Here is a 15,449-nt window from a genome sequence, read left to right as displayed (position 1 = left end):
TCATAAGGTTTTTAGATGAAAATCAGCCTTATATATTGATTTCCGCCTTAATTTCCTGCATCAATTTTGCGCCGCCTTGTTGGAGGATTTCTTCAGCACAGCGTCTTCCAAAATTCTCAACTTCATTTATAGAAACTGTTTTTTCAACGCCAATTTTTTCTTTCCCATCTAAACTAAAAAGTGCACCTTTAAAGTATACGAGATCTTTATCCACTGTAGCCAAAGCTCCAATTGGTGCGGTACAGCCGCCTTCTAAAACCTTTAAAAATTCCCGTTCAATATGTACGGAAATTTCAGATTCTTTATGATTTAATAGCGCTAAAGCCTTTCGAGTAAATTCGTCTTCCTGCATTGCTACTACCAGCATTGCGCCCTGGGCCGGTGCGGGTATCATCCAGTTAAGATCTATAAAATTATCGGGTTTCAATGCGATACGTTCCAATCCGGCAGCGGCGAAAATTGCTCCATTCCAGTCGTTATCTTTTAATTTTTTCATTCGGGTGTTTACATTTCCGCGTAAATCCACCACTTTATGGGTAGGGTATTTATTAAGCCACTGCGCTTTGCGACGCAAACTCCCGGTAGCAATAGTTCCATTGCCTTCAAGGAAATCAAGATCTTTATGAATTAGAATATCTTTAGTATTGGCACGTTTTAATACAGCAGCTTCCACAATTCCTTTTGGAAGTGCCGTGGGCACGTCTTTCATAGAATGTACCGCAATATCAATTTTGCCTTTAATCATTGCTACATCCAGGGTTTTAGTAAAAATCCCAGTAATGCCCATTTCGTAAAGTGGTTGATCTAGATTAAGGTCACCGGTAGATTTAACGGGAACTAATTCGGTTTTATGCCCGGATTTTTCCAGTGCGTTCTGGACTGTTTTTGCCTGCCAGAGAGCGAGTTCACTATCTCTGGTGCCAATACGAATTTCTTTGTTCATTTTGCCTGTTCTTCAAGCTGAAATACTTTCTGGATCAATTCCAGGCTTTCATCCGTAGTTGTGGAATCTCCTTTTAAATGATTGGCAAAGTGTTTCATTATTTTCTGAATAATCCTATCGCTCACAATTTCTGCCTGCTCATCGTTGAAATCAGATATTTTTCTACGTTGGAAATCCAGTTCTGCATCTTTCATGCTCCTAAGCTTTTTCTTTAAAGCTTTTATAGTGGGCGCAAATTTGCGAGTCTCCAGCCATTTATTAAATTCGGTTTCAACTTCTTTAATTATCGCTTCGGCTTCAGGAATATATTGCTTTCTGCGTTCCAAATTTTCGTCGGTAATTTTTGAGAGCTGATCTAGGTGAATTAATTCTACATTCTGCAGATGGGCTACATCTTCTGAAACATTCTTGGGTATTGAGAGATCTAAAACCAACAAATTTTTATTGGAATAAATTAATTCTTTTGAAATAGTAGGGTTTTGTGCACCTGTTGCGACAATAAGTATATCAGTATTTCTTATTTCAGCCTGTAAATCGGCATAATCTTTAACGATAAGATTAAATTTTCCTGCGATTTTTTCGGCTTTATTCTTGGTGCGGTTAATAAGGGTTATATGTTGATTTTGTGTGTGTTTTATTAGATTTTCGCAGGTGTTTCTTCCAATTTTACCAGTTCCAAAAAGTAAAATATTTTTATTAGATACATCTGAAACATTATTCAAAATATATTGAACTGAAGCAAAGGAGACGGAAGTAGCGCCTGTAGAAATTTCGGTTTCATTCTTAATACGCTTACTTGCCTGTATCACTGCATTGACCAATCGCTCGAAAAATGAATTACCCAGGCCGAATTTTTTAGAACGGATAAAAGCAAGCTTTAGTTGACTTATAATTTCAAAGTCGCCAAGAATTTGGCTGTCTAAACCAGTTCCAACCCTAAACATATGAGAAATTGCCTGTTTATTTTTATGAACATATGCCACTTTTTCAAATTCTTCCACGGTGCCATGGGTGTGCTCACAAAGTAATTTAATAAGTTGAAAAGGATGTTGTGCGAATCCGTATATTTCGGTGCGGTTGCAGGTAGAAGTCACTAGAATAGCTTCAATACCTTCAATCTTAGCCTGCTGAAGCAAGCCATTCTTGGCTTCCTCATCTAAACTAAAGTGTCCTCTTATCTCTGCATCAGCCTTTTTATAACTAAGACCTATGGTGTAAAAATGTTTTCCGCTTGTGATGTGATAATCTTCCATGTACCGATTTAGGGTATTCAGGACAAAATTAAGCTAATGTTAAATCAAAAAGTAACGCTCAAAGTACTTTTTGTGTCGCTTTCAGATATTTTAGGTTTTTTATTACTTATAAAAGTGGTATTTCCATACTTTTGTGGTAATGATAGCTGATTTGAAGCTAATAGTTTAGAACTGTTCTAAATAAACTAAATAGTGAAATAATGATATTGGAAAATAAAAATAACGCTGTAGGATTTACTGAAGAGTTAAAAATTGAAGACGGTTTCTATCTTTTGAAATTCCAAAATGAAACCCCTGATATTCAGAAAATTATTCGCGATATAGACAGTAGTTTTATTCAGTTTCATTTTAATTTAAAGGGGAGTAGTAAATTTCTATTTAATAATAATAATTATGAACTCCCTCTTAATGAGGAGGGCTCGTTGCTGCTTTACAATCCGCAACAGGATCTTCCATTGAATTTAATACTTGAGCCAAATTCCTGGCTAATATCGCTTGTGATTTCTATTAAAAAGTTCCATTCTCTATTTTCACAGGAAGCCGGGTATATCACATTTTTAAGCACGGATAATAAGGATAAAAAATATTATAAAGATGGACCTATTTCACCTTCAATGGCAATTGTTCTGAATCAGGTTATGAATTTCAACCTTACTCAAAGTATCAAAAACCTTTATTTTAAAGGTAAAGCTTATGAACTACTAAGTTTGTATTTTAACCGCACTGAAGATCCTAATGTAGAACAATGCCCTTTTCTCAGTGATGAAGAGAATATTATTAAAATAAGAAAAGCCAAAGATATTGTGATCTCAAGAATGGCTGAACCACCTTCCTTACAAGAATTATCCGAAGAAATTGGGTTGAGTCTTAAAAAACTTAAAGAGGGTTTTAAGCAAATTTATGGAGATTCAGTTTATAGTTTCCTTTTCGATTATAAAATGGAATATGCCCGAAAACTTTTAGATACCGGGGAATACAATGTAAATGAGGTTGGACTCAAAGTCGGTTACAGCACGGCGAGTCATTTTATTGCAGCTTTTAAAAAAAAATTCGGTACTACCCCCAAAAAATATATCATGTCCTTAACCTCAAATCTATAAAATGATGCTGAAATTTCTCTCCAGTATTTTACTTATAATGTTTCTTTTAAAAGGATTACCTATTTTTTCGCAAAATTATTTGGAAAAAGAGAAACTGGAAGATAACAATGAAGTTCTTGTGTTTTATAAAACCGATGGTTTCTGGCATAGATCCATTCCTACGGGTAGAGCTTTTCTTTCGGAGCTAGGTGAAAATCACAATTTCGAAGTAACAACTAGCAAAGATTCCGATTACTTTAATGATGAAAGTCTAAGTAAGTTCGATTTAGTCATTTTTTTAAATACAACAGGAAATGTGCTAGACCAGGAGGAACAAGAAGCTTTTGAAAATTATATAAAAAAAGGGGGAAGCTTTTTTGGTATTCACGCTGCAGCCGATACCGAATTCGAATGGCCCTGGTTTGGAGAATTGGTGGGAGGCTATTTTAATGGTCACCCCGAAATTCAACAGGCTAAATTAGAAGTGAACATGCCAAAACACCCTGCAGTGGCTCATTTACCCAAAATTTGGTCCAGGACTGATGAATGGTACAATTACAAAAATTTGAATCCCGATATAAGGGTGCTCCTTTATCTTGATGAAGATTCATACCAAGGAGGGACAAATGGTAATGAACATCCAATTGCATGGTATAAAGAAACCGGCCACGGTGGGGTTTCCATTTATACCGGTTTGGGGCATACCATAGAATCTTATGGCGAACCATTATTTGAGAGGCATCTTCTTCAATCCATAATATTTGCTTTAGGTATAGAAAACTAAATCCTCTATGGGGACATAAAAAACAGTAATAAGTAATTGGAAGCCCCCGAAACAAATAGTCTTATTTTTGAACTGAAAAAGAAAAATTATGAGTAAAGGCGTACTATTGGTTAATTTGGGTTCCCCAAAAAGCACCGATCCAAAAGATGTGAAAAAATACCTGGACGAATTTTTAATGGATGAACGTGTGATTGATGTTCCATATTGGGCAAGGGTGCTGTTAGTAAGAGGGATTGTGTTGAATACAAGGCCTAAGAAATCGGCTGAAGCTTATCAAAAAATCTGGTGGGACGAAGGCTCACCTTTAATTGTTTTATCAGAACGCCTTCAAAATAGAATGGATGAAAATACATCAGTTCCAATCGCTTTGGCGATGCGCTATGGTGAACCAAGTTTAAAATCGGGACTTCAGGAATTACACGATAAAGGAGTAGACGAAGTTTTGCTTTTTCCATTATATCCTCAGTTTGCAATGGCAACTACAGAAACCATTTTAGTTTTAGCCGAAAAACTTCGTAAGGAGTATTTTCCAACAATGCAATTTACCACGGTACCACCTTTTTACAATCACTCTGATTACATTCGAGTTTTAGCTGAAAGTATTTCGGATAAACTCAGAGGAAAGGATTTTCAGCACTTATTGTTTTCATATCACGGGGTTCCGGAACGACATATCAGGAAAAGTGATGTTACTAAATCCCATTGTAAAATTGATGGAAGCTGCTGCCAAACGTCTTCGGCAGCACATCAGTTTTGTTATCGCCATCAATGTTATGAAACCACGAGGCTGGTAGCCGAGTATCTGGAATTAAAAGAAAATTCTTATAGCGTTTCCTTTCAATCCCGTTTAGGTTTCGATCCTTGGTTGCAACCTTATACTGATAGGACTATAGAGCGTTTTGGAAAACAGGGAATGAAAAAACTGGCAATTGTGACTCCAGCCTTTGTTTCGGATTGCCTGGAAACTTTAGAAGAAATCGCAATGGAGGGAGAAGAAATATTTCACGAAGTTGGAGGGGAAGAATTTACGGTAGTTCCATGTCTAAATGAGCGAGACGAATGGGTAAAAGTGCTTTCTCGTTGGGTAGACGAATGGGCTTACCAAAAGCCGATTGAAGCGTAATGGCCTCGGTAAATTCTCGAAATCTCGGAGAAAAACCAATAAGTAAATTACTTATACAACAAGCGGCACCAGCTTCCATAGGAATTCTGGTAATGTCGCTCAATATTTTAATTGATACAGTTTTTGTGGGAAACTGGATTGGCTCTACCGCTATCGCGGCAATTAATGTAGTCCTTCCTGTTTCTTTCTTTATTGCCGCTCTCGGAATGGCTATTGGGATAGGCGGATCTTCCATTATATCTCGAGCTTTAGGTGCGGAAAACCGGAAAAATGCTCTTAAAACTTTTGGAAACCAGATAAGCCTTACTCTAATTCTTACTATTGGACTTGTAATTATTGGACTACTTTTCGTGAATTCACTTATCCCTGCATTCGGAGGGAAAGGTGATATTTTTGAGCCGGCAAAGATTTATTATACCATTGTGCTTTATGGTGTTCCTTTCCTGGCCCTCTGTATGATGGGAAATACTGTTATAAGGGCCGAAGGGAAACCCAAATTCGCAATGATCGCGATGATAATTCCTTCGGTTGGAAATTTATTGTTGGATTATATTTTCATAAACCAGATGAATATGGGAATGATGGGTGCTGCCTGGGCTACCACTATCTCTTATCTTTTTTGTTTTGGTTATATCTTGTGGTTCTTCATCTCAAAGAATTCTGAGCTTAAAATTAGATGGTCGGATTTTGGTCTTAATAAGACTATCCTTAAAGAAATTGGGTCACTCGGCTTTGTTACTTTATCCCGGCAGGCCGTAGTAAGTGTTATTTACTTGCTTATGAATAATATTTTATTTGATCTTGGAGGTGAAGATGCGGTCGCCATTTATGCTATTATTGGGAGAATGCTTATGTTTGCTTTATTCCCTGTTTTGGGAGTAACACAGGGTTTCTTGCCAATAGCGGGATTTAATTATGGTGCAGAAAAATTCCAACGGGTTCACAGTAGTATTAAAACCGCAATTTTATATGCTTGCGGATTGGGCTTAATAGTTTTTATAGGAATCATGATCTTTTCTGAAGAAATTGTTCGTGTTTTTACGCAAAACCCGACCATTATTGCCGAAACACCAAATGCGATGCGATGGGTTTTCGCCGCAACTCCAATTGTGGCGATTCAGCTTATTGGAGCTGCCTATTTTCAGGCCGTCGGAAAAGCAATACCTGCCTTATTGCTTACTTTATCCCGACAGGGCTTTTTCTTTATTCCTTTAATTCTAATTCTACCACGATATTTTGGAGAGACCGGCGTATGGATTTCCTTTCCTATAGCCGATTTACTCTCAACCTTAGTTACCTCCTATTTTTTGAAGAGGGAAATACGATTAAAACTGAAACCCGAAACCTCGTAATAATTCCTTTTGCAAGAATCATAAATTCCTATCTTTGTTAGGTAGCTGGAAATGACGAATAAAGCGTTTTATAAAATAGAGCTGGTGCAAATTATCCTTGTTATCCCACTAAATTAAAAACGACATTGGCTAAAAAATGGGTGTATTTCAAACCTATTAATAAAAAACTTTTTTGAAAGGAGGCCTTTTATTATTTGTGTTATTACTTTAAGGTGCTTTTAATATTCAGAAAAAATAAAAAAGTTGAGGTAGTTGACCTCAAAAAATTTTTCTCTATTATTTAATTAATAAAGAGTGCATTTTTAATCAGTTTTAAATACACTCCAGATAGCAAAAAACCGTAGTTTGTGATAGAATATTACCAGTATATAAAAGCTTTGCATCTTATTTTTGTGATTACCTGGTTTGCAGGACTTTTTTATATTCCGCGTTTATTTATTTACCATATTGAGGCTACGCATAAACCTGAACCAGAGCAAAGTATTCTCACCACTCAATTTAAATTGATGACTAGAAGGCTGTGGTTTATTATCACCTGGCCTTCGGCCATACTTGCCAGCATATTTGCTTTTCTTCTTCTTTATTTAGCACCAGGGTGGCTTACCCAAGAATGGATGATGGTAAAACTTGGTTTTGTAGTATTACTTTACGCTTATCATATCAAATGCCACCTCATTTTCAAGGAGCTTCAAAACAACGTGGTAAAGTGGACTTCTAACCAAATGAGGTTATGGAACGAGGGTTCAACCTTAATCCTTTTCTCAGTAATATTTTTAGTAATTGTTCGGGATGCTATAAACTGGATTTATGGAGTTTTAGGGATTTTTATATTGGCCGTAGTCCTTATGTTAGGTATTAAAATTTATAAGAGAGTTAGATCAAAATATCCTGATGCCTAATTGGTGTGATAATTGATAAAAATGGTTTAATCATTCTTTATGAAGCTTTCAAAACTTTCTTTAAGCACTCGTATTTTTATCTCAATGATCCTATTGGTGTTGGGAGCTTCAATTCTAATTGTTGGAATTACGGTTTATCAATATAAACTGGAAGCTGAAAATTATCACCGCGAACGACTGGAACGAAAGGAGCAGGCAATTAGGGAAAATATAAAATTTATTCTTGCCAGTACTACATATCTAGTTAATACGGAGAATATTGACATGATCTTTAGAGACCGAAATAAAATTCATGAAATGGCTCAGGTTCATGATATGCAAATTATTATTTACGATCTCGAGGGAGACCTTATAATTAAATCTGACCAGTCTTTTTTTAGAGATTCCACAGATGTTCAATTAGACCGAGATATTTTAAGAAAGCTGGAGTTTTCAGAAAACAAGCGATATATTGAAAAAACCGAAATTAACGGTCAGAAATATCAATCCTCCTATACTTATATCGTAGATGGGAAATTTAAACCGCTTGCTATATTATACCTTCCATATCTTCAGGATGATTCAGTTTTAAATCGTGATTTAAATAATTTTCTAGTAAGAATGGGAGAGGTGTATTTATTTATGCTTGTTCTGGCTATATTTTTGTCCTATTTTCTTTCAAAATATATTACTAAATCCTTAAAGATTATTTCAGATAAAATCACTGCAACCCGTTTGGATAAACGCAACCAGAAAATAGATATCAGCAACGCTTCGGAAGAGATTTATACCCTGGTGGCTGCTTACAATAGTATGATTGACGAATTGGAGGAAAGTGCTGTAAAGCTTGCCGCTGGAGAACGAGAACAGGCATGGCGTGAAATGGCAAAGCAGGTTGCCCACGAAATTAAAAATCCCTTAACGCCCATGCGTTTAAGTGTGCAAAGTTTTGAACGTAATTTTGATAAGGACGATCCCGATATTGAAGCAAAAGTAGCTGAATATTCTTCTACATTAATAAACCAAATAGATACGATGAGCTCTATTGCGGCTGCTTTTTCAAATTTTGCAAAAATGCCTGCACAACAGAACGAAATGTTGAATGTGCCCAAAATTGTGAAACTTGCACTGGATATTTTTAACGAAAGTTACATTCAGTTCACCAGTGAAAAAGATGAAATCTTAGCCAAATTTGATCGCACTCAGCTTATTAGGGTTATTACTAATTTAGTAAAGAACGCTATCCAAGCTATGGAAGAACAGGTAAATCCACGTATATTAGTGAGTATTCATGAGGAAAATCAATTTGTTTGCGTAATTATTTCGGATAACGGGGCTGGCATTTCTAAAGAAAACATAGAAAAGGTTTTCGAACCTAAATTTACTACAAAATCGAGCGGAATGGGCTTGGGCCTTGCAATGGTAAAGAATATCGTGGAAACCTATAAGGGAAGTATATCCTTTACCTCCAAGGAGGGAAAAGGCACTACCTTTAAGCTAAGGTTTCCTAAATAAAAGAAACACTATAAAAATATAGATATGGAATTCGAAAGTATTTTAACCGAAAATAACCATGGAATTTTTCGCATCATTATCAATCGTCCGAAGAAATTAAACGCTTTAAACCGCAATACTATTGAAGAATTGCACAGGGCATTTACCGAGGCAAAGGAAAGTAATGAGGTAAAAGTAATTATCCTAACAGGAATGGGGGAGAAAGCTTTTGTTGCTGGGGCTGATATAAGCGAGTTTGCCGATTTTTCATTAGAAGAAGGCCGAAAACTTGCAGCTGAAGGCCAAAAGAAATTATTTGACTTTGTAGCGAATTTCCCTAAACCTGTGATTGCAGCGATAAATGGATTCGCGCTTGGAGGCGGACTAGAATTGGCAATGGCAGCACATTTTAGAGTAGCTAGCGATAATGCAAAAATGGGATTGCCCGAAACTTCTCTTGGCCTAATTCCGGGTTATGGAGGTACGCAGCGACTGCCACAATTAGTTGGTAAAGGCCGCGCAATGGAAATGATTATGACGGCTGGAATGATAGATGCCAATCAGGCACTGCAGTATAATTTGGTTAACCACGTTTGCGAACCGGAAGAATTAATAGAATTTACAGAAAAAATTGCTGGTAAAATTATGAAGAACTCCCTAGTGGCAATCAGCGCGGCAATTCGAGCTATAAATGCAAATTTTGAAGATGGTATAAATGGATTTCAAGTAGAAATAAATGAATTTGGTAGTTCTTTCGGTACCGAAGATTTTAAAGAAGGAACTTCGGCCTTTCTAAGTAAACGTAAAGCTAACTTTCCCGGAAAATAAAAATTTACATCTTTTAAATAAATGGATATATTCCATATATTTGTAATATGTCCAATAAAGATAATTTTATGTATGGTAGAGGAGCGCAGTTAAATGTCTCTAATCGTTTCGATGCCTATGAGCACCAGCTTAGAGACGATTTTTTAAATCATTGTGCCAAGGAAGGGGATGAGGTGCAAAACTCCAAGACAGTTTTAATTGATACTTATCCTAAAACTATAGTAAATAAAGTAAAGAGTCCAGATGTTGGGATGGGATATTCTTTAAATCCTTACCAGGGTTGTGAACATGGTTGTGTTTATTGCTATGCACGCAATTCTCATGAATATTGGGGTTATAATGCAGGGCTTGATTTTGAACAAAAAATTCTGGTAAAAAGAAATGCGGTTTCCCTGCTAGAAAAGAAAATTGCCAGTAAAAATTGGGAAGCAAAACCGATTGTACTTTCTGGAAATACCGATTGTTATCAACCTGTTGAAAAAAAATTGAAGATTACCAGGCAATTGCTTCAAACCTTTTTAAGGTACAAACACCCTGTTGGAATTATTACTAAAAATGCACTGGTGCAGCGCGATATGGACGTTTTAAAGGATTTGGCGACAGATAATTTGGTGCATGTGAACTTATCAATCACTTCACTTGATGAGGAAACCCGGAGAATATTAGAGCCAAGAACCGCTAGTATTAAAAAACGCCTCGAAACCATTGAAAAGCTTTCTTCGGCTGATATTCCGGTTAGTGTCATGATGGCACCAATAATTCCCTCTATAAATTCGCATGAAATTATGCCTTTAGTGAAAGAAATTTCAGAAAGAGGCGCTTTGGGTGTGGGTTACACGATTGTACGGCTAAACGGTGCCATTGGAGCTATTTTTACAGATTGGATTAAGAAAGCACTTCCAGATAGGGCCAATAAGGTTTTACATCAAATTGAGAGTGTCCATGGAGGCAATTTAAATGATAGCCGATTTGGTACAAGAATGAAAGGCGAAGGCGAATTTGCAAACCAGATCGCACAACAATTTAAAATAGCCAAATCAAAGTATTTAAATGGAAGGGAAAGACCGGTTTTAAACTGTGATTTGCACCAAAAATTTAAAGATGGACAATTGAAATTGTTTTAATTTTTAATATGAAATAAACCCGGAGCGGAAATCATTAATATTTTTAAGAATAATTAATATTATATAAATGCCAGAGTTACCAGAAGTTGCTTACCAGAAAAAATATGCCGACGCTACTATTTTACATAAAAAAATCATCAAGGTAGAAACTGGCGATAATAAATTATACCATTCTTCAAAACTTCAATTTCAAAAGACTCTTAAACACAATCAATTTACAAGCAGTGAGCGATTGGGTAAATATTTATTTCTGAACCTAGAGAAGAATGGAGTTATAGTAATACATTTTGGAATGACTGGTAAACTAGAGTATTACCTGCACGAAGAAGTCCCTATGTATGCGCAACTCACTATTACCTTTGATGATTATTCAAAGGTTTCATTTGTTTGTCCGCGTAAATTCGGGAAACTTTATTTAGCCCAAAGTCTAAATGAATTTAAAATCGAGCACAATATAGGAATTGATGCCCTGTCAGTTAAAAATAAGAAGTTTCATGAAATTCTAAAAAATAGGAGGGGAACAATAAAAGGCCTACTTATGAATCAACGACTCATTGCGGGTATTGGTAATTTGTATGCTGACGAGGTGCTTTTTCAGGCTAAAGTTCATCCTACAACTAAAGCTAATGAACTTTCAGAAATAGAAAAAGACACAATTTACAAGAAAATAGAAAAAGTTCTGAAAGCTGTTAAAACGATAAGGGTTGAAGGCAAGAAACTTCCGAAAAACTTTCTAACCACAGTTCGGGAAAAGGGTAAAGATTGCCCAAGAAGTAACGGTAAAATAAGCCAGATTGGATATACTGGTGATGCTGACCCCTCGTACTGGCCATACTGACCCCTCAAGGCTTTTGGTCAAAAAGATAAGATAATGACAATATTACAGTTTTTTTCTAAGACTTTCTCCCTTTAATTCTATGCGATGGGAAGTGTGTACTAATCGGTCTAAAATGGCATCTGCAATACTTGCTTCCCCGATAATATCATACCAGCTTCCTACCGGTAACTGGCTGGCAATAATGGTAGATGATCTTCCGTGACGATCTTCAATAATTTCCATCAGATCCATTTGCTGTTTGCTGTCCAAATGAGCCAGACCAAAGTCGTCCAGGATCAGTAGTTTGGCTTTGGCCAGCTTATCAAAGAATTTTAAGAAGGTCCCGTCAATCCGGGTCATTTTAGTTTTCATCATTAACTTTTGGGTGTTGTAATAGAGTACTTTGTGGCCCTGACTACAAGCCTGGTGTCCCAGGGCTGATGCAAGAAAGCTCTTCCCACAACCCGTAGCTCCGGTCAGTAGGATGGATTCCCCTTTTTCAAGATAGGTGCCACTGGTGAGTTCTGTGATTTGGGTTTTATTGATCCCTCTGGAGGCATCCAGGCTGAGTTCCTCCACGCTTGCCTGGTACCTGAACTGAGCACTTTTTTTCAAGCGTTCAAAACGGCGGTGGGTTCGGTCTTCTGCTTCCGCCTGCAATAAGACTTCCAGGCCTTCCCCAAAGGATAACTCGTGATGTTGTCGGGTCTCTACCATGGCTTTCCAGCTGCTGTGCATGCCATTAAGTCGTAGCTGTGTTAATTGATTTTCAATAGGATTCATATATTAATTTTTATGGATTACTTATTTATAAGATGATGCTCCACGGATATTTCCGTGAGAGGGCAGCGATTTTATCACAGCCTCCTCAGGGTATTCGGTCATTCGGTTTTCCAAGACCTGTTTTAAGAACTTGTAGGAATAGTTCTGATGCTCCAGCGCTATATCGCAGGCTTTGGTAAAAGGTTCTAGGTTTGTCTTTCGAGCCAGGTTCATAATCCCATCACAGGTTTTATAAAGCTGCTCCGGATATTTATCCTGTTTGAACAAGGCTTCCATATACCGGTATAGTGTCTCGGAATGATTATATCCGCGTTGCAGGTAATAGGTGGGGCTTCGCTCTTTGTAGTACTGATGGTGGGAACACAGGTGTTCCTTGCGGGTGGTATACCCACCTTTGCCATGATTCCTGGGGTGCGTGGCAATCGGGTCTGCTTTGGAATATATTTTCACCAGGGATCTGGTGTAGATCACTTTGACCTTCATTCCGATATAGGTGAAGGGTACACTATAATAGTGTTTATCCATACCCAGGTAAATATGATTGTTTTTAGCCACCTTATGTTCCCGATAATATTTGATCTCGAAGCTTGTTTCCGGTAAAGGCTGCAGGGCATGCTTTTCATCGGCCAGGAACTTTTCTTCTCTGCAATAATCTTTCTGTTGCATACGGGTCTGGTTATGTTCCCTGACTTTCTGAGCAATAGCCTGGTTTAAAGAAGGAATATCAAAGAAAGTAAGATTGCGAAGTTTAGCGTATACCCGGCTATAGACGAGCTTCACCTGGTTCTCTACTAAACTTTTGTCCTGGGGCTTTCTGGGCCTAGCCGGGGTAACCGAAGTACCATAATGGTTGGCAAAATCCTCCAATGCCCGATTAATATCGGGTTCATAAGGATTGGCTTTGATCACGGCAGCCTTGAGGTTATCCGGTACCAGGGTTAACGGAACTCCACCCAGTTCCTTTAAACAACAGCTCAGGGCATAAATAAAATCTTCCAGCTTTTGACTAGGTACTGCCATGGCAAAGCAATAGTCAGAGTAAGGCAGACAGGCCACAAAGACTTGGACTTTAATTTCTTCTCCAGTCTGCCGGTCGATGTAGGATAAAAGTTTACCCGCATAATCCACGTAAAGTTTATCGCCTGGCTTATGATCCAATACCATAGAGGGCTTCCCACTACGAAGGTGTTGCAGCATATGGTAACAAAACTGCGCATAACTATAGGGATAAGGATTCCCGGTTTTATATTCCTCCCAGAGCAGCAAACGGGTTACACCTACTTTGCCCAGCTCTTTACAATAATAGGCTAAATGAGGTTTGAGCTGCTCATACCGCTCATCTTTATAGGCTGGATTTCCTGGCCATAGTTTACCCTCCAGAACCGGATCCTCTAAAGCTAACAAGCTTTCTATTGAAAGACTGCTGGCATCAGCTTTACGGACATAGCCTTTGACGGTATTTTTACTAATTGAAAGGTTCTTTGCGATAGTTTTTATTCCCTTTCCCTGTTGGCGTAGACGAAGTATTTGTTTTACTTGACTCATTAGTTTTGGTTTTCCGGACATTTCTCATCTTTTGGTGGATACCACCAAATAAACCAAAACCTGAAAGAAAATAGCCAGGGGGGGTTAACATGCTCCCAAATAAATCATCCAGAGGGGTCAACATACTCCAGAATAATTTAAAATTCTAGCTCTCTTCGTTTTCATAAGGGGGTCAGCATCCGCCAGAACGACAGCACGCTAAATATAGACTGTTAGGGGGGCAGCTTAGTCCAGTATATCCAGCCAGATTAAAGTTTCCGGTAGAACAACCTATTATTGCCCTACTTGCCAAAGGGAGAAGACTTTCGAATAATTTTTGTTAAATTGAGTTTAAAAGGCTCACAATCTGGTTTTTTATAGAGGTCTGATGTACTTGTCCCATTTTTCAGTATAAGCCTTATGATATTTCCTATTTTCTCCTGATTACTAATTGCAAAAATAATATACAACAAAAATTGGGTCCAAAAGGCAGAAAAAGAGCAGGTAAAACAGGCCATTGATGTAGTCATTTTTTCGGAATTTAATTCTAAAGGAAATTTGAAGCAGTTGCGAATGATTAATTGAAGATGATTTTCTGAGAAATTTTGAATAAAGAAAAAATGAATAAACTAATGGGATAAAGTACCATGCTTATTAAGTAAGCTAGGATCTGGATACAAAACAAGATATTCCTGAAGAACTATACTTCCAGGCCTTTAGTGACCTATACTTTTGTTGAAATTATACCCAAATTACCAAATTAAGATTAATTAAACTCTTCCATTCCACTCAGCATAAAATTGCTCCAGGTAAAGCAGCATAAATTCGTGGCGTTTTTTCGCGATTTCATGTCCGGTTTTTGTATTCATCTGGTTCTTGAGCAAAAGCAATTTTTCGTAAAAATGGTTAATGGTTGGAGAATCGGAAGTTTTATATTGTTCTTTGCTCATATTCAGATTGGGTGCAATGTCTGGGTTGTAAAGAGAGCGACCTTTATAGCCACCGTAATTAAAAGTGCGAGCAATTCCTATTGCACCCATAGCATCCAGTCTGTCAGCATCCTGAATAATTTGTAATTCTATGGAATTGAATTTCTGGGTTATATTTCCTCCTTTGAAAGATACATTTTCTATGATTTTCACCACTTGATTAATGACTTCGGGTGAAACCTTTAGTTTATGAAGAAAGTTTGACGCTACTTTTGGTCCAAGGGTTTCGTTGCCATTGTGAAATTTTGAATCTGCAATATCGTGAAGTAGCGCACCGATTTCAACTATAAAATTATCAGCTTTTTCATGTTGGGAGATAAGCTTTGCATTTTTGTAAACTCGCTTTATGTGAAACCAGTCGTGGCCACCTTCTGCATTTTTAAGGCTTTCTTTTACAAATACTTCTGTACTTTTTAAAATCTGGATTTTATTCATAAAGAAAAATAAACATTGATTTTTCAGAAAAAAATATTAGTCA

At 37.3% G+C, this 15,449-nt stretch carries 15 protein-coding genes; 10 read left to right on the top strand and 5 right to left on the bottom strand.

Annotated features, from left to right (window positions below):
• Positions 1-28: 28 nt before the first annotated feature.
• Together hemC and hemA are read right to left on the bottom strand one after the other, a co-directional pair.
• Positions 29-943 carry a hydroxymethylbilane synthase gene (gene hemC, locus DET49_RS09995; protein ID WP_133547959.1) on the bottom strand — a complete coding sequence of 305 codons (915 nt, stop codon included), beginning with the start codon at positions 941-943 and terminating at the stop codon, positions 29-31.
• Positions 940-2,196 (bottom strand): glutamyl-tRNA reductase, encoded by a 1,257-nt coding sequence (gene hemA / locus DET49_RS09990; RefSeq protein WP_133547958.1) that lies wholly within the window; start codon positions 2,194-2,196, stop codon positions 940-942. Before hemA ends, hemC begins: the two co-directional genes overlap by 4 nt.
• 200 nt (positions 2,197-2,396) lie before the next feature.
• Between hemA and DET49_RS09985 the strand changes: the two genes are divergently transcribed.
• The 9 genes from DET49_RS09985 (at position 2,397) to DET49_RS09945 (ending at position 11,696) form a co-directional block, all read left to right on the top strand.
• On the top strand, positions 2,397-3,296 hold the full coding sequence (locus DET49_RS09985; protein WP_133547957.1) for a helix-turn-helix domain-containing protein: 900 nt from the start codon (positions 2,397-2,399) through the stop codon (positions 3,294-3,296).
• Between the two features lies 1 nt (position 3,297).
• A complete protein-coding gene (locus DET49_RS09980) occupies positions 3,298-4,059 on the top strand; it encodes a ThuA domain-containing protein (protein ID WP_133547956.1) in 762 nt (253 codons plus the stop codon).
• An 88-nt stretch (positions 4,060-4,147) separates the two neighbouring features.
• Complete coding sequence (gene hemH / locus DET49_RS09975) at positions 4,148-5,182, top strand: ferrochelatase (RefSeq protein ID WP_133547955.1); 1,035 nt, start codon at positions 4,148-4,150, stop codon at positions 5,180-5,182.
• Entirely contained in the window at positions 5,182-6,534 is a 1,353-nt protein-coding gene (locus tag DET49_RS09970; protein WP_133547954.1) for an MATE family efflux transporter, read from the top strand. Before hemH ends, DET49_RS09970 begins: the two co-directional genes overlap by 1 nt.
• Positions 6,535-6,884: 350 nt before the next feature.
• Positions 6,885-7,433, top strand: coding sequence for a CopD family protein (locus DET49_RS09965; protein ID WP_133548046.1), 549 nt, complete (start codon positions 6,885-6,887; stop codon positions 7,431-7,433).
• Positions 7,434-7,472: 39 nt separating this feature from the next.
• Complete coding sequence (locus tag DET49_RS09960) at positions 7,473-8,927, top strand: sensor histidine kinase (protein ID WP_133547953.1); 1,455 nt, start codon at positions 7,473-7,475, stop codon at positions 8,925-8,927.
• A 24-nt stretch (positions 8,928-8,951) separates the two neighbouring features.
• Entirely contained in the window at positions 8,952-9,734 is a 783-nt protein-coding gene (locus tag DET49_RS09955; protein ID WP_133547952.1) for an enoyl-CoA hydratase/isomerase family protein, read from the top strand.
• Positions 9,735-9,781: 47 nt separating this feature from the next.
• Complete coding sequence (locus tag DET49_RS09950; RefSeq protein ID WP_133547951.1) at positions 9,782-10,858, top strand: PA0069 family radical SAM protein; 1,077 nt, start codon at positions 9,782-9,784, stop codon at positions 10,856-10,858.
• 67 nt (positions 10,859-10,925) lie between these two features.
• Complete coding sequence (locus tag DET49_RS09945; protein WP_133547950.1) at positions 10,926-11,696, top strand: DNA-formamidopyrimidine glycosylase family protein; 771 nt, start codon at positions 10,926-10,928, stop codon at positions 11,694-11,696.
• A 42-nt stretch (positions 11,697-11,738) separates the two neighbouring features.
• Here DET49_RS09945 and istB read toward each other — a convergent pair whose 3' ends face one another.
• A complete protein-coding gene (istB, locus tag DET49_RS09940; RefSeq protein WP_133547949.1) occupies positions 11,739-12,458 on the bottom strand; it encodes an IS21-like element helper ATPase IstB in 720 nt (239 codons plus the stop codon).
• A 21-nt stretch (positions 12,459-12,479) separates the two neighbouring features.
• A complete protein-coding gene (gene istA, locus DET49_RS09935; RefSeq protein WP_208109636.1) occupies positions 12,480-14,003 on the bottom strand; it encodes an IS21 family transposase in 1,524 nt (507 codons plus the stop codon).
• Between the two features lie 235 nt (positions 14,004-14,238).
• On the opposite strand from istA, the gene DET49_RS18940 reads away from it, so the two are divergent.
• Positions 14,239-14,316: a zinc finger domain-containing protein gene (locus DET49_RS18940; protein WP_133548045.1), complete on the top strand. Its 78-nt coding sequence runs from the start codon at positions 14,239-14,241 to the stop codon at positions 14,314-14,316.
• A gap of 436 nt (positions 14,317-14,752) precedes the next feature.
• On the opposite strand, the gene DET49_RS09925 is transcribed toward DET49_RS18940, so the two are convergent.
• Positions 14,753-15,406 (bottom strand): HD domain-containing protein, encoded by a 654-nt coding sequence (locus DET49_RS09925; RefSeq protein ID WP_133547947.1) that lies wholly within the window; start codon positions 15,404-15,406, stop codon positions 14,753-14,755.
• Positions 15,407-15,449: the final 43 nt, after the last annotated feature.

This window comes from Salegentibacter sp. 24 (assembly GCF_004362395.1).
GTDB lineage: Bacteria > Bacteroidota > Bacteroidia > Flavobacteriales > Flavobacteriaceae > Salegentibacter.
This window is presented reverse-complemented; position numbering and strand designations above follow the sequence as displayed.

What these genes read in the sequence shown, in the direction of transcription:
- hemC (WP_133547959.1), bottom strand. Translation starts at nt 943, where the DNA reads ATGAACAAAGAAATTCGTATTGGCACCAGAGATAGTGAACTCGCTCTC.
- hemA (WP_133547958.1), bottom strand. Translation starts at nt 2,196, where the DNA reads ATGGAAGATTATCACATCACAAGCGGAAAACATTTTTACACCATAGGT.
- DET49_RS09985 (WP_133547957.1), top strand. Translation starts at nt 2,397, where the DNA reads ATGATATTGGAAAATAAAAATAACGCTGTAGGATTTACTGAAGAGTTA.
- DET49_RS09980 (WP_133547956.1), top strand. Translation starts at nt 3,298, where the DNA reads ATGATGCTGAAATTTCTCTCCAGTATTTTACTTATAATGTTTCTTTTA.
- hemH (WP_133547955.1), top strand. Translation starts at nt 4,148, where the DNA reads ATGAGTAAAGGCGTACTATTGGTTAATTTGGGTTCCCCAAAAAGCACC.
- DET49_RS09970 (WP_133547954.1), top strand. Translation starts at nt 5,182, where the DNA reads ATGGCCTCGGTAAATTCTCGAAATCTCGGAGAAAAACCAATAAGTAAA.
- DET49_RS09960 (WP_133547953.1), top strand. Translation starts at nt 7,473, where the DNA reads ATGAAGCTTTCAAAACTTTCTTTAAGCACTCGTATTTTTATCTCAATG.
- DET49_RS09955 (WP_133547952.1), top strand. Translation starts at nt 8,952, where the DNA reads ATGGAATTCGAAAGTATTTTAACCGAAAATAACCATGGAATTTTTCGC.
- DET49_RS09950 (WP_133547951.1), top strand. Translation starts at nt 9,782, where the DNA reads ATGTCCAATAAAGATAATTTTATGTATGGTAGAGGAGCGCAGTTAAAT.
- DET49_RS09945 (WP_133547950.1), top strand. Translation starts at nt 10,926, where the DNA reads ATGCCAGAGTTACCAGAAGTTGCTTACCAGAAAAAATATGCCGACGCT.
- istB (WP_133547949.1), bottom strand. Translation starts at nt 12,458, where the DNA reads ATGAATCCTATTGAAAATCAATTAACACAGCTACGACTTAATGGCATG.
- istA (WP_208109636.1), bottom strand. Translation starts at nt 14,003, where the DNA reads ATGAGTCAAGTAAAACAAATACTTCGTCTACGCCAACAGGGAAAGGGA.
- DET49_RS09925 (WP_133547947.1), bottom strand. Translation starts at nt 15,406, where the DNA reads ATGAATAAAATCCAGATTTTAAAAAGTACAGAAGTATTTGTAAAAGAA.